General features: G+C 21.1%; 13 protein-coding genes. 11 read left to right on the top strand and 2 right to left on the bottom strand.

What is annotated here, in order from left to right:
- The first annotated feature begins 343 nt into the window (after positions 1-343).
- The 6 genes from KHD59_RS02020 (at position 344) to KHD59_RS01995 (ending at position 7,316) form a co-directional block, all read left to right on the top strand.
- Positions 344-1,204, top strand: a complete 861-nt coding sequence (locus tag KHD59_RS02020; protein WP_213680457.1) for an ATP-binding protein — start codon at positions 344-346, stop codon at positions 1,202-1,204.
- Positions 1,205-1,272: 68 nt separating this feature from the next.
- The gene (locus tag KHD59_RS02015) at positions 1,273-2,910 is read left to right on the top strand and encodes an ATP-binding cassette domain-containing protein (RefSeq protein WP_213680458.1); all 1,638 of its coding nucleotides are present in this window, start codon (positions 1,273-1,275) and stop codon (positions 2,908-2,910) included.
- A 171-nt stretch (positions 2,911-3,081) separates the two neighbouring features.
- On the top strand, positions 3,082-3,942 hold the full coding sequence (locus KHD59_RS02010; RefSeq protein WP_213680459.1) for a DegV family protein: 861 nt from the start codon (positions 3,082-3,084) through the stop codon (positions 3,940-3,942).
- A gap of 36 nt (positions 3,943-3,978) precedes the next feature.
- Positions 3,979-4,908 carry a CCA tRNA nucleotidyltransferase gene (locus KHD59_RS02005; RefSeq protein ID WP_213680460.1) on the top strand — a complete coding sequence of 310 codons (930 nt, stop codon included), beginning with the start codon at positions 3,979-3,981 and terminating at the stop codon, positions 4,906-4,908.
- An 89-nt stretch (positions 4,909-4,997) separates the two neighbouring features.
- A complete protein-coding gene (locus tag KHD59_RS02000; protein ID WP_213680461.1) occupies positions 4,998-5,945 on the top strand; it encodes an HD domain-containing protein in 948 nt (315 codons plus the stop codon).
- 204 nt (positions 5,946-6,149) lie between these two features.
- Positions 6,150-7,316 (top strand): AAA family ATPase, encoded by a 1,167-nt coding sequence (locus tag KHD59_RS01995; protein WP_213680462.1) that lies wholly within the window; start codon positions 6,150-6,152, stop codon positions 7,314-7,316.
- A gap of 184 nt (positions 7,317-7,500) precedes the next feature.
- On the opposite strand, the gene KHD59_RS01990 is transcribed toward KHD59_RS01995, so the two are convergent.
- Positions 7,501-8,292 carry a hypothetical protein gene (locus KHD59_RS01990; protein ID WP_193622170.1) on the bottom strand — a complete coding sequence of 264 codons (792 nt, stop codon included), beginning with the start codon at positions 8,290-8,292 and terminating at the stop codon, positions 7,501-7,503.
- A gap of 1,097 nt (positions 8,293-9,389) precedes the next feature.
- Between KHD59_RS01990 and KHD59_RS01985 the strand changes: the two genes are divergently transcribed.
- Both KHD59_RS01985 and KHD59_RS01980 read left to right on the top strand, forming a co-directional pair.
- Entirely contained in the window at positions 9,390-10,016 is a 627-nt protein-coding gene (locus KHD59_RS01985; RefSeq protein WP_213680463.1) for a sigma-70 family RNA polymerase sigma factor, read from the top strand.
- A 127-nt stretch (positions 10,017-10,143) separates the two neighbouring features.
- Positions 10,144-11,298, top strand: a complete 1,155-nt coding sequence (locus KHD59_RS01980; protein ID WP_213680467.1) for a hypothetical protein — start codon at positions 10,144-10,146, stop codon at positions 11,296-11,298.
- 966 nt (positions 11,299-12,264) lie between these two features.
- On the opposite strand, the gene KHD59_RS01975 is transcribed toward KHD59_RS01980, so the two are convergent.
- A complete protein-coding gene (locus KHD59_RS01975; protein WP_213680464.1) occupies positions 12,265-12,576 on the bottom strand; it encodes a hypothetical protein in 312 nt (103 codons plus the stop codon).
- Positions 12,577-12,749: 173 nt separating this feature from the next.
- Here KHD59_RS01975 and KHD59_RS01970 point away from each other — a divergent pair, with 173 nt between their 5' ends.
- The 3 genes from KHD59_RS01970 to KHD59_RS01960 all read left to right on the top strand — a co-directional run.
- A complete protein-coding gene (locus KHD59_RS01970; RefSeq protein WP_308699652.1) occupies positions 12,750-12,980 on the top strand; it encodes an HU family DNA-binding protein in 231 nt (76 codons plus the stop codon).
- 133 nt (positions 12,981-13,113) lie between these two features.
- The gene (locus KHD59_RS01965) at positions 13,114-13,413 is read left to right on the top strand and encodes a hypothetical protein (RefSeq protein WP_213680465.1); all 300 of its coding nucleotides are present in this window, start codon (positions 13,114-13,116) and stop codon (positions 13,411-13,413) included.
- A 787-nt stretch (positions 13,414-14,200) separates the two neighbouring features.
- Positions 14,201-15,709: coiled-coil domain-containing protein (locus KHD59_RS01960; protein WP_238120310.1), on the top strand; the 1,509-nt coding region annotated here is incomplete at its 3' end.

Raw genomic sequence — 15,709 nt, 5'->3', positions numbered from 1 at the left:
ATCACAATTTATTATTCAAATTTTACTTTAATATCTGTTTTAATTTATCATTAAAAAATAAATAGTCACTTAAAAAACATGATATAATAAATTCAGTAATAATTTATTTATAAGCTACAAAATAGCGAATAATATTAATAAATAAATTGTAGATTTTAGGTAAATTGTTAGTCTGTTTTATAAAAAAAGTGGCAATTACTGGCAATTACTAATAATTAATGAAATGAGGAAATGATTAATTTATATTTATTCTAATTTAGAATAAAAAATTCAATTTTTTATTGTTTTAGTTTTATAAAAATTTAAATTTTAAAAATATTTAAATTTTTATTTAGGAGTTATTATGGATTCATTAGAAGAATCAAATTTTAATTTACAAAAAATTAAAAATTATATTAAAAATCATCCCGAAACGAAACATTTACAAATTAAAGACGAAGATTTAATTATTGTTTTTAATTATTTAAATAAAAAAGATAAGCCAAATCCTTTTGGATATAAATTGGTTTTAAAAGAAAGACCTTATCTTCATGTAGCTTGGCAAGAAACTACGAAAACTAGACAAATAGATTGGCAAAGTAATTTGCAACAAAAAAACATTTTATTTAATCAAGAATTAGATTTATCTAATATAGATGTTAAAAAAATAAAACCTATTTCTAAAATACAAAAAAGTATTTTTCAGTATATGAAATCGCTAATAGAACAATATAATTCTCCTGATTTTAATATTAAAAATAATAAGGGTTTATATATTTATGGTCCTTTCAATTCAGGAAAAACTTTTATGTTAAAGGTATTAGCTAAAATGTTATTGCAATGTCACATTCCTTTTTTATTTATTGGAATGTCTGATTTGGTTAGACAATTTAAATTTCTTTGGACTCAAGATATTATAGAAGATAAAGTAAATCATTTAAAAAAAATTCCGTTTTTAATTTTAGATGATTTTGGTTTAGAAAATATGAATACTTTTTTTAGAGATGACATTTTTATACCTTTATTAAGTTATCGTTACGAATATAAATTGCCTGTTTTTTTTAGTAGTATTTTGAATCAAAATGATTTAAAAGACACTTTACAATTAAATACAGATTTGATTAATACTACTAAAGCTGCTAAAATCATTAATTTAATTCAAAAATCTACTTTATTATATGATTTTTCAGTTAATATTACTAAAAATAAATTTTCATTGACATAAATTTAAAAAAATATGAATAAATAATTTTATATATCAATTTAATAAAAATAAAGGAGATTAAGAATAATATGATTCGTTTTATAGATGTTAATTTAACATCGTCTGACGATGAAACAATTTTAAAAGATATTTCTTTTAATTTGCCTAGTCGTGGATTTGTTTTTTTGTCAGGTAAATCAGGTTCAGGAAAAACCAGTTTATGCAATCTTTTATCAGGCTTAGAAAAAGTAAGTTTTGGTAATATTATAGTAGCTCAAGAAGATTTATCTACTTTTTCTGATTCTGAAATGGCTAATTATAGAAATGGTATGGTTTCTAATATCATTCAAGATTCATATTTTATTAATGAATTAACTATTTTGGAAAATATACTTTTAGCCATTAAATTACAAAAACGCGTCGTTAATGAAGAACTTCATAAGCAAATTCGAGAATTATTTAAATATTTTGATTTATCTATTGGTTTGTTAAAGAAAAAACCTTTTGAATTATCTGGTGGACAATTACAACGCGCTAATATAATTAGAAGTTTGATTAAAAATAATAATTTGTTAATAGCTGATGAACCGACAGGTAATTTAGATGCGGAAACTAGTAGTTTAGTTTTTAAAAAATTAAAAGAGATTTCTGAAGAGAAATTGGTCGTTGTAGTAACGCATGATATTGTATTAGCTACTAAATATGCTGATATTATTATTAAAATAAACAAAGGTACTATGAAAGACTTTTTAGTTCGCAAAAACAATGAAATTTCTAATACATCTGTAAATTCTACATCGGAAGATTTAGATATATTATCTTATGTTAATAATTTTGAACAAAAATATTTTGTTTCTAAAATTAATGAATCTTCTATATTATTTAAAAATGATAATTTGTTAGATTTTAGATCTATTTCTTCTGATTTACCTTCGAAAGAAGTTTATCGTATTGGTAAAAGTTTAACTAAAGCTCATTTGAGAAGAAATATGTTTATGCTAATTATTAATTCGCTAATTTTTATAATCTGTCGCTTGGCATTAGTATCAAATAATTTTTTATCAAAAATAATTTGGTACAAGTTATCATTGTTTAAGATTTTATATTTAGAATTTGATGCAGAAGTTTTATCGTTTTGGTCAACTGGTATACTTGGATTCATATTTGCATTAATAAAATATTTAGTACTACCTTGGTATATTTATGTTACAGCCAAATCGTTTGTAAAACTTCAATTTATGATTTTTTATCGTACTGTAGGTATTAGTCGTTCTTTAGGCGCTAATAAACGGACTATTAATAAAATATTATTATATTTGTTTGCTTGTTTTATGGGTTTGTTTGCGCTTATACAGCAAATATCGTTTTTCCTGGTTCAAAAAGTGATTAACTTAGTTCGGGATAATGACTTTAATTATTATTCTGTGTTTATAGATAGAAAATTGATTCCAGGTTTGAAACACATGAGTTATTTTGAACAAAAAGAATCATTAATAAAATTAAGTCAACAAGTTTATCAAAATGTACTCGCACATGCATTATTTGATAGTAATTTATGTTCCAGTGGATTTTTTTCGTTATCACCTAATTATCGCGATATAATTGGTTTTATAGGATTATTTATTTTTTGTTTAGCATTTGTATGGTTTTTATATACTGTTCTATATTCTAATAAATTAAACAAAGAAAAACCTTTAATGATGCTTAAAAAAGATAATAAAATTTAAAATAAATAAATTTTTATGATTAATGATAAATAATTTATTTTTTAATCAAACATAAATTTGATTTTTAAACATTTAAATAATAACTCAATATTTTAAAATATATTTTTATTAAAAATTGAGTTATTAAATTATTATTTATTGTTTATTTTTATTAAAGGATTTTAATTTCATATGAATAAAATTATTAAGGTAATCAGTACTTCCACTAGTTGTTTAGATTATTTTCCTCAAAAACATGATATTGGTTTACTTAGATTACAAATTTTTTTAAATAATCAAGAATATCGAGATGGTGAAAATTTAACTGCAGATCAGTTTTATGAAGCTTTAACTAAGAATCCTCGTATAATTGCTACCACTTCTCAACCACCTATAGGAGAAATAGTTGAATATTTTCGTCAAATAGCTCGTTTAGGATATAAAAAAATTTTTGTCACCACTTTAGCAAGTAAATTAAGCGGTAGTTATAATAGTATTTTATCTGCTAGCAAAATAGTTGCTTCCGAAATAGAAGTTATAGTTTTTGATACTCAAAGTATTGGTTTTTGCGAAGCTTATTGTGCTTTACAAGCTGAACGTATGTTTTCGGAAAATTGTGAGGTTTCAAAAGTTATAGAGTATTTAACCAAATTACGCCAAAATAATAAAATTTTTTTTATAGTAGATTCGTTAAATCGTTTAATTAAAAGTGGTCGCTTAAGTACTACTAAAGGTTTTTTAGGAAGAATTTTTCACATTAAACCTATTTTAAAATTAGAATCTCCTGGTGTTATTACAATGATTAAAAAAGTTTTTACTTTAGAAAAAGCTTTTGATTGTATTATTAAAGATGTTCAGCAATACGCGAAAAATCAAAAATTTTTATTACATGTTTTAACTTCAGGGCAGCCTTTAATGAAAAATAAATTAATAGAAACTTTAAAAAAAAAGTTAAATATTAATGATATTTTAGAAGTTACTATTACTCCGGTAATAGGCGCTCATGTAGGGAATAATGTACTTGGTGTGGGATTAATCATTCTGCCTTCTTGATTCAGAATGTGTTTTAATCATGGGTGTAAATAAGATATGTTAAATTTTAAATTATATATGGATAAAGCTAAAAAAATTTTAAAAATATTAAAAAAAAATAAAGCAGAAGCATTTGTAGTAGGAGGAGCTGTTCGAGATTTTTTATTAAAAAAACCTATTACAGATGTAGATATTACTACTAACCTTTTACCTGAAGATGTTTGTGAAATTTTTGATATACCAAAAAGAAGAATTCGTTATGGATCTGTCAAAATTTATTTTGAAAATAATTATTTTGAAATTACTACTTATCGCAAAGAAGCTGCATATTTAGATTTTAGGCATCCTTCATGTATAATTTTTATTCAACATATAAAGGATGATTTACAAAGACGCGATTTTACAATTAATGGACTTTTGTTAGATGAAAATGATAAAATCTTCGATTATGTGGGCGGAATTAAAGATTTAAATAATAAAATTATTCGTATTATAGGTAATCCTTATCAAAAGTTAACCGAAGACCCTTTAAGGATGTTAAGAATTTTTTATTTTAAAGCGAAATTAAATTTTTCTGTAGAAGAAAATGCGGAAAAAGTTTTGAAAGATAATATTTTTTTGATAAGTAAATTACCAGTTTATCTGGTATTTAAAGAATTCAATAAAATTTTAAAACAAAATTTTGTTAATGTAGCTTTTAATTATTTATTGTATACTAAAGCTATTAATTATTTTAAAAGTTTAATTACCGGAATATTATTTTTTATTGAGCATAAATTAGAAAATATTGATGCAGATTTTTTTTTAGTAATTGCTGTTTATTTAAATGATCAAGTAATTTATGATTTTCCTTTGACTTATTGTCAAAAAATGAACATTATTAAATCAGTGACATTATTAAAGCAAAAATATCAATGTTTATCAAATTTAAATAAATTTGAATTAGAAAATTTACAAAAAAAATTTTTAAAAACAGGTTTATATTAAATTATTTTTGTTTGCGAATGGATTTATTTTTAAAAATTTTATTACATAATAATATATTAAATAATAATAAAAAATGAGTTTAAAAAAGTATGATTTATAAAAAAAACCAATTACAAATTTTAAAGAATGCCGAAATAGGCAAAAAATATCAAATTTTTGGGAAAATTACTAATATTAATAAAGGTGATAATTTTTATAATGTAGATGTTTTATTAACGGAAAATGAATATATTAATATTAAAATAGAAAATATAAATTTAACATTAATGACAGAAAAAATTTATATTTTTGAAGTCATTAAATATTTAAAACAAAATAAATATTACTGGAATTGCGAAAATGTAAGTTTAATTGAGAATATTTTGGATTTAGAACAAATTTATCAAATTTATTCTTGTTTTTTTACATGTGCACCTTTATCTTTTGATAAAGCTGATTTTTTAATTAATAAATATATCGCTGCAATTAATAATTCTAATTTGAAGAAAATTACAACTATTTTGTATAATAAATATAGAATACCTTTTTTAATTTCACCTGCTGCTTTTAAAATGCATCATAATTATTATGGTGGATTAGCTTATCATACTACTAATATGTTGCAAATTACTTTAAATTTAGTCGAAAGATATAATTTTTTAAATTTAGATTTATTATATGCAGGAATTATTTTACATGATATGTTTAAGGTTAAAGAATTTAATTTTGCAAAAAAAGAATATACTAAAGAAGGTGTTTTATTAGGGCATTTAGTTTTATCTGTGAATTATGTTCATGAAGAAGCTTTTTTATTGAATATTCAGGATACAGAAGAAATATTATTATTAAAACATTTATTAATTTCTCATCATGGTTTGTTAGAATATGGAGCTTTAAAAACTCCTCAAACAGGAGAAGCATTTTTATTATGGCATTTAGATAATATAGATGCAAAACTAACTTCTTTAGGGGAAATGTTTGCTAAAACTTCTGAAGGTAGTTTTTCAGAACCTTTAGCAGTTTTTGATAAAAAATCTTTATATAAACATAATTTATAAATTGTATTTATATTGTTTTAATTAATAAAAAAAATTAAAATTTATATTGTGGATTAAAAAGGTTTGTTTTTTATTTAATTTAGCTTTAATTTATCAAAAATTTTTTATTTAATAAATAATTAATTATTAAAAATATTTTTATAGTTTATAAAAAGAGTTTTTTATTATTTTATTTTATCTTTAATATTTTGAAGGAGTATTCAGTTGGAAGAACAAACAAGAAATTTATCTGATGATAAAGTGCTAAAATTATCAGAAGCTAAAAGGCAAAAATTATTAAAAAAAACAAGATTATTTATAATAATACGATTAATTATAGATTTTTTATTATTGATTATGGCTCTTATATCTTTAATTTTTATTTTTAATAATAATTTTTATTTAAGAAAATTAAAGAGTGATACATCGTCACAAGATTTACAAAATTATTATAATTTAGTTAATGATTCTGATATATCAGAAACTTTTTATCCTACTAATAGTGATAATTTCCCTGATTTTGCAACTTTATCAGGTTTTGAGAGCGAAAAGGTAATAGCTAATTCATTTATTTTATATGTAAAAAAACCTGAAAAATTTAAAAACCTTGGTCTAATTGACCCTCCTTCGGGTATTTTGTTATATGGTACCCCTGGAACAGGAAAAACTACTTTTGCTAGAGCTATAGCTAAAGAAACGCAATTACCTTTTTTTGAGGTTAGTGCTTCTATTTTTTCTAAAAAATATAGAGGACAAGCTGTGCAAATGATTAGGAATTTGTTTAGGGATGTACGTAAAATATCTAAAAAATATCCTGGAGTAATTCTTTTTATAGATGAATGCGAAACTATTTTTTGTAAATTAGAACGTTTATCTGGAGATGCAGAAATTATGAATATTGTTAATCAATTTAAAACAGAATTGACTTCTGTGGAAAACGATCCAGAACATCCTATTTTTATTTTAGGAGCAACTAATAATTTTATGCAAATCGATGATGCTATTAAATCTCGTTTTACTTATTCTATAAAGGTTAATCCTGGTAATAAAACAGAACGTCGAAAATTTTTAGAGTTTTTAATGGAACAAAAACTTAAAAATCCATATAGTTCGGAAGCAAAAAATTTTTTGTATGAAGTAATTAATGAAGCTTTAGAAAGAATAGATATAACTAAAAATTATGATTTTTTAAAAACTAATCGTACTTTAGAAAATTTAATGAAATCTGCTGCTATGAATTTTGCTACTAAAAGAGCTAGTAATGATGATGATAGCAAAGAAACTGTTGATATCGATGATTTAAAAGAAGCTTATAGTAGAATTATTGTTACCGATACAGACTTAAAAATATTAAACCAAGTGGAACAGGAATTAAAAAATCAACAAAGTTAAATAAAATATTTTTAAAAATTTTATATTTTATAAATTAAAATTAAAAATAACTAAAATAAATTTCAATAAATCGATATGTATTTATTTAAAAAAATTATTTTAGTTATTTGCTAACATTTAGTTAAATAAAAAAAGCTGTTTATTGCAAACAGCTTTTATTATTTTAAATTTTTATATTTTTTAATCAAACTTGAAATTTATTCATATTTAAATTAGGTTTAGTTATTTTATACATTTTATAAATAATTAATTTGTATGCAAAATGTATAATAATTAAACAATTGGTAATCATAAAAACTATTAAAGTAGGTTTCCAATATTTCAAATCGTTATTAATAGTATTATTATTTTCATCAAGAGTAATATATTCAGAAGAATTTTTAATTTCAATTTCAGGCAAATTATTTTTAGGAATTAATATTTGATGGACTATTAAATTAATTTGACCTTTTATATCATTAAATTGATCAATAGATTTTGCGAAATTATATTTAGCGCGATCATATTTTAAATTAGAAGTGAGGTAATCTTGATTATTTTGTTGTGTTTCGGCTTCTAACATAAATTCTTCACCTTTGGTTTGAAAATAAATTGCACTATTTTTTTTATTAGATTCTATTTCTAATTTGATATTATTTAATTGATATTTTATATCTTTATTATTCGCGAAATAAAGGCTTATTTCTAATAATTTAGCAGTATCTTCTTTTGTTTGATTAACTATTTTCTTCATAATAAGAGAATTATTTTTTTTAACTTTATTAATTAATGTTATATAGATCTTTTCCTGTTTTTCTAAAATTTTCAAAAGTAATTCGTCTATATTATTTTTAAGATCTTTTTGATTAATATTCTCTATTTCTTCGATGTTTAATATGTTTTGTTCTCGAATATCATCTAAAAAAGTTTTTAATTTATCTTCATCTTCTGATGATAATGTCTTTAACTCCTGCTTTAATTTTTGTGTTTGATTCAATTCTGCCTCTAAAATACTTCGATATTGGAAAATTTTAGTTTGTAAATCGTTTTTTTTTTGATTATTAGCAGATAAAGAATGAGCTAAAATAATATGAATTAAATAACATTTTAAAAATAATATTATCAGGATTAAATATTTAAATAATAAAATATTTTTTTGATTTTTTTCTAAAATATTTATATTAACTATTTCTTTCTCTTTTCTTTTTTATTTTTAAAAATATGCAATAAACAATAAATAAATTTTTTAATTATTAATAATATTTTTTTAAATATTTTTATTAGATAAATTTTAATTATTTTTTATAATTATATTTAATTTTTTTCAAATTTTCAAATTTCATTTTAAATTATCATTTTTTTAAATTAGGTAATATTAAGATATTCCATCATTAGAAGATTCTAATAATATAAAATATCTAATTTAATTATAACATAAAAAAATAATTATTATATAATAGCAAAATATTAATATATTTTTTATTTATAGATAATTACTTTATTTGTCGTTATTTTGTTATTTTTTATAGATTTATTTATATTTAAATTTGATTTTTGAATTAATTTTTTATATATCATTAATAATTTTTTCATTTATTTAAATATTTATTTAAATGATAAAAATTTAAATTTAATGTTTAAAAAATTTTTTAACTTTAATCTACAATTATATCAATATTTTGAAAAAAAATATTGATTTTTTTATTTTTATAAGAAATTTTAAACTTTTTTACCTAACTAAATAAAGAACAACTAAAGTTATAAAATATTTTCTATATACCAAAAAAAATCAAATTTAATAAGTTATATGTTTTCATATCCTTATTATTAAATAAATTGGAGAATTTATAAGAAAATAAGTTTAATTTAAGTTTGTTTAATTGGTAAATATTTATTTGCAAAATAATAAAAAGATCTTGATTAATGAAATTGATGTAATAAGAAGAAATTTTAAAGTTTTTTTATATTAATCTAAATAAGATTTGTTTTTTTGAGTGTGAGAACGTTTTTATAAAATTGTTAATTTTAATAATATATTTTCAAGATTTATTTTGTTTTATTATCAACTTTAAGAATGTTTTAGAAAGGAATGATATGCCAAGAAAAAAATTATTTTCACTCTTTTTAAAAAATAAAAATAATTTATCTATTAGAAATCAATTAATTGAAGTTCATACACCTTTAGTTTATAAAATTGTTAATCAATTCAAGTATTATCCTTCCGTTTTAACAAAAGCCGATCTGGTTCAAGAAGGTTTTTTGGGTTTAATTCGTGCTTTAGGTTATTATCAAGATCAAGGTTATGATTTTATAGCTTATGCACGGCCAACTATTAAATTTGTAATTCGCGAATTAATTCGTCATAGTCATATTCCAATTGTTCCTCAAAAAAATTCTTATGTCGTTAATACTAATTTTCAAGAAACTATTTATTATTCTTTTGCTAACTATTCTTTAGATCCTCATCAAAATTGGTTAAATCAAGTAGATTATGAATTTTGGGTTCAAAAAATAAAACAAAATTTAAATGCATCAGAATTTAAAATTATTGGTTTAAGTTTTGGTTTTTTTAATCATTTTCAATGTCATAAAAAAAATTCTTATCGAGAAATAGCTTTATATTTGCAAATGTCTCCTGCAAAAGTTCAAAAAATACGCAAAAATGCTCTTCAAAAATTAAAAAGAAAATTAAAATATCTTAAATTTTCTTATAAAAATTAAAAAAGTTAATAGGTTTAAAATTATTTGAAAATTTGATATTTTTATTGATATTTAGCTATATTATCTTTAACACACATATTATATTAAATTTTAAAGTTAAAATGAATGTATAGAGAGTAAAAAAAATATGAAATTATTAAAATTAAATAAATTTTTAATATACATAATTATAATTAATTTTATTTGTTTATTTAATAAAGATTTTTTAAATTTATGCGCTTTAGAAATTAATAATTATGAAAAAGATTATAATTTAAAATATTATGCTGTTAATTGGCGTCACGAAAATGGTCATATGTTTTCAGAAAAAGCTCATGTTTTTTACAAAATTTTTCCTATGAAAATGTTTCCTTGTAAAACTTATCAAGAATTCGCAAATACTAAACAAATTATAAAAAATGCTACTATTTTAACTAGTAATTTGTTATTTCCTTTTAATAGAATATTTAAAATATTAGATACAATTCAAGAAGTAGCTAGTGATAAATATATTCACGATTCGGATGATAAAATTGCTTTTATTAATGAATTATTAAAATATTTAATTAAATATTATCCGGAAAAAGGTATATTCTTTTTTGATCTTGATCAATTAAATGAAATTGATTATGTTAATATAACCTTTTGTAATTGTGATATGTCCGAATCTTTATGTTCTGTGAGTCATGAGTTATTTAAAAATTTTTTACAAGATGAAGTTGAAAAAATACCCTATATAGAAATTTTTATGAATGAGGCATCTGAATTAGAAATATCAGAATTAAACCTCGATATTAAAAATTTTTGTCGACAAACTATTCAAAATGATTCTGTTATTAGAAATAAGATTAAGCAAATAATAATGAAAAAAATTCAAGATAATATAGGCCGACAAATTACTAAAACTTGTTTTAGTCAAACAACTAAATTGATTTCAAGTAAATTAATTGGTAATTTATTATTGCCAGGTATCGTAGAAAGTTGCGAAATGATAAAACAAAATCAAGATTCGACCAAAAATATTCAAAAAAATATTCGTTTGTATTTAAAGAATTATAATTTTGAAAAAACATTAGGTTTTGCTTTTGATTATAATAATTTGACTAATCAATTAGAGGTTTTTTCATTAGAACAAAAAGGTCTATCAACTGGATTATATGCTAATTTTATTGATAAAATAAATATTTTAGATTCTACCCATATGTTGATTAGTTTTTTGCAACCAAAAATAAAAGGGAAACCTAATATGAATTTAAATATTTATGGTAGCAAAGTTAAAGTAAATTTGAACTCAAATGATTAAATTAAAATACCCATAATTTAGAAATTTTCATTTATTGATGATTTTGATTTATTTTTCATGTTATATAATAATTACGTTATTTTGTAAAATTTAATATCTAATTTTATTTAATATAAATAATCAATAAAAATTTTTTTATTGTCAATATGATGCTTTAAAAATTATCTTTGTTTCAATGAATGTTTATAGAAAGTGTATAAAAGTATTTTAGTACTTATATAAATTTATATTGATTTAATCAATTATTAAATAAAATATTATATAAATAAAAAGACTTTTTTGTTCAAAAAGTCTTTATTGTTTAAAATTTTTTTCTTGATTAAGAATGGAAAAATAATAACGGATTGATATTTTTAGTTTTATTATTTTAGATTATTTATGTTTTAAAAATAAAGATTTCAATTGAATTATTGATCTTATTTAGAAATTTATATTTTTCATTATATTATTTTATAATAACTAATTTTTTAATTTTATTTTTAAGTTAAATTAAAAATAATATTTATTTTTTAACTATTTTTTTAACTAATTTATGTTATGGGATGTATTTAGCATCTTTTGAAATTAAATATCCATATTATACTGATAGATTATTGGTGTTTCATTGATACGGTTTGTCTTTCTATTAACTATTACCAACGACCCCCGTCCAAACGGGGCGAGCAAATTTCTAAGCACACCGTTTTTTCATAAATATCGGATAATTGCTCGTATAATTGTTTTGTGTGTCCTCATGATTTCCAATGGTTCCCGATGGTCTAGGGTTTGTTTTTGTACTATTACCTCCTTTTTTCAATCATAGCTGTTAGTATACTCTTTGACGGTTTCCTGCAATCCTAATATATTAACTTTATCATGTACAAGAGAATTCTCAATGCTTCCAACCATCCTCGAATGTTTTTTATTACTTTTTTCTTGCGGATGTAATTGTGGAGCATCTTTTGGAGGATATCATGATTAATGTCGTCAAAAACCTTCAATGTAAATCTTAATTATATAGTCAATGACTTTGAATCTTTGTTTAATTCGCTTTATCATGTCTATTCCATATTTTTTGGTTTTAAATCCAAAACTCCATTTTAAAAAGATGTTCTCAAAGCAGGGAGTTATTAATTGTTCCAGGGTTTTTTTAAGCGATTCTATTTTGAATGGTTTAGATTCCAAAAAAAGTCTGGTTTTATCCTTTCCCTCGAGAATATTCACTCTTTTAACCGGTTTCGGGTTAATATTGGTTGTGAACATATTTTTGGTAATATTTCTTAATTTATTTAAGTCCATATCATTTATTATTCTCCCGTATAATCCTAATAATTAACCTATTTCTAAGAAAGGAAATTGTTTATAATTAGTGATACCATGACAAAAATTTATTGTAGTACTTATTTCCAAGACCATAGTAATTTACAAAAAAAATCAACCCAAAGGAGAAATAATTATATGACTAAAAAAGAATTAATAAAAAAATCGTTGAAGCAAATAAAACTACCATTACTGCTACAGAAGCATTTTACAAAACCCTCGAGCATGTTTTAATCGAAGCAATTGCATCCCATAAAAAAGTAATTTTAGCACTTACCATTGGTAGATTTGTTTTAAGATCACGAAAAACCTACATTGGAAGCAATGCACAAACAGGAAAAAAATCAAAATCCCTGCTTCCACGCGCATTATTTTTAAAGTAGCGGGTAGTTTAAAAAAAGAAGTTAAATCCTTAGTCCTTGAAGAATAATTGAAGTAAGGAAAAATAAATGATTAGTTTTTTAACAATTTTTACTTTTTTTAGGGAGATATTTTAGAGATTTTCAAAATCAAGAAGTGTCGGAACATAGATACGAAATGATGACTACTGTTTTTTTAATTATCTTCATTTATTCAGGTTTTAAACCACTTTTTTATTTTTTAAATAATATTATCTTTTTCGTAAAAGATCTTATTGTTGATTTGTTTTTTAAAACTAAAAAACAGGTTTTATTAGAACAAAAAAGAATGAAAAAAGAAATGCAACATCAAAAATTGGTATTAAAAGGTGAACAAAATTATCAAGAATCGCACTGCTCCCCATTCACTACACAACCAAATGAAGAGGTTACAGTGATAACATGGAATAAAAAATAAAGAAAAGAATTAATAATAAAGACCAATTTTAAAATTGGTCTTTTTTCTTTTTTCAAATAAATGAAAAAAGATATCTTATTATCTTTTCTAATTATTTGGGAAGAAAAGCTTTATTTTTATTTTTTATTTGATACGATATTTTTTTGAGCGGTTCATAAAAATGGTGGTTAGAAACATTAATTAAAGATATTTTAGATATAATTTTTGGTATGTTTTATTTTTAAATTTTCACTTAATCAAAGGAACTATTTTAAATCTTATTAATTTTTTGAATGTTGACGGAAATATTAATATTTGATAAAATTAATTACATGTTGTTAAATTAAAAATTAATTTAGTGTTTATAAATTTGATATACTTATTTTATTTATAATTATATTTTTATTTTAATTAAATTTTAATTTAAATCGGTTTTAATAAATAATTATTAATAAATTATTAATATAGATAAATTAAATTATCTATTAATTCAATATTTTTTTATTTTTTATTTCTTATTTTTAATAATCTATTATTTAAAATATTTTATTAATTTTATAATTATTTTTTATTTTTTTTGATATTTTTTTATTTAAAATTATGATCATAATAAATAAATTTTTATAAAATGATTTTAATTTTGTAAATAAATTTCAAATTTAATAATTATATCAAATTATTTTTTTGTTAAATTTAATAAATATATTTATTTTCTTGTATTTAATGTTTTTAATAAATTATGAAAAGCATTTTAATTAAAAAAAGATTAATAAAATTTAAATAAATTAACGGAAAAAGGTTTTTTATTGTGTTTGAAAAGTACTTAAAAAATAAAATTATTAAATTATTAATTGCAGTTTTTATTTTATTTTTGTCATTAAATCTTTTTTTAATAATAGTTTTTCAATTCAATAATAATATTAAAAAAACTAGATTATTTTCTTCTAATAAAAACATAAATAATTCAGAGAAATTAAAAATTAATATATTTGATATAATACATCCTAGAATTGATATAAATGTTTTACCTGATGAGAAAAAAAAAATATTTTCAATGGATCCCAATCTGTCTTCAAAAGAAATAATTTTACTTTTAAAAGAAAAAATATTGAATCAATTTCAAGAACTTAATCAAATCGCAAAATCTTACGCATTATCACAAGAAGATGCGAATATAAAAATTAATAAAAATTTATATTATTATGACCTTCCTGAAGATGAAAACCAATATCTGCGACAACACCTCCACACAGACCCTAAACTTTCAGACGAAGAAACAATCCACATTCTTGCATCCAAGTTATTATCAGAAATTAGCGTAAAAGAACGAAGATTTCAAGAATATGTTTTATTTTTACAACAAAAATTAAATCATAAAATGATTAGTGTGGATGATTTAAATATAAAAATAATTTTAAAAAATAAAAAAATACCAGATATATTATTTTACATTATGATGGTAAACACAGTTTTAGAAGAAACACAATATAGAATAACTATATTAAACGAACAACTTAAAGACGATCAGAAATTACAATTACTCGAGCATGATTTTATGAATACTAGGGATTGGATGAATAATGAGGAAAAAAAGATATTGTTAATAAAGCCTCAAATTTCTCCACAAGAAACGATTTTAATTTTAAAAGAAAAAATAGCAAATCAATTTAGACAAAGAAATCAATTGGCCAAATATTACGATGCAATACAACAAAAAGCATTACCAATATTGCCTCACATTAAAAAATATATTCCAGATGAAGATGCTTATCTACAAAATATTTTTAATAAATATTCCCACAAGAAGGAAGATAAAATAATCGAATATCTTCAACAATCATTGTGCCAAGAATATGAAAACAAAAAATCATTATTAAAGTTATGTGATATAGTCTTAAATCGACAAATTTTTCCACAAATTTACTATATTAATTCAAATGCAATGACTTTTGAAACTCATATAAATGAAATGGATCAACTTCTAAATGATCCAGTATATGTTTCTTTTATAAGAATTCAATTAGATGATGCAATAAAAAAATTAATGCAATTACAACAACATATAAAACAAATACAAGATCAGGTTCTTATAGATTTAGATGAAACACAAAGAGAATTAAAAAAAACAAGGGAAGCGCGTGATAGAATAAAAGAAAAATTAAATCAAAAAAAAAAAGATTTAAAAGATTCACAAAATAAAGCAATTGAAGACTTAAGTAATGTTCAAAAAAAAGCTGAAAAAGACTTAGCCGATAAAAACCAAGTAATCACGGATCAAGAAAAAACTATTGCAAAATTAAATAAAGATAAAACTGAT

The organism is Sesame phyllody phytoplasma (genome assembly GCF_018390775.2).
GTDB classification, from domain to species: domain Bacteria; phylum Bacillota_I; class Bacilli_A; order Acholeplasmatales; family Acholeplasmataceae; genus Phytoplasma; species Phytoplasma australasiaticum.
The sequence above is the reverse complement of the archived record's forward strand: the minus strand, read 5'-3'. Positions and strand labels throughout refer to the sequence as shown.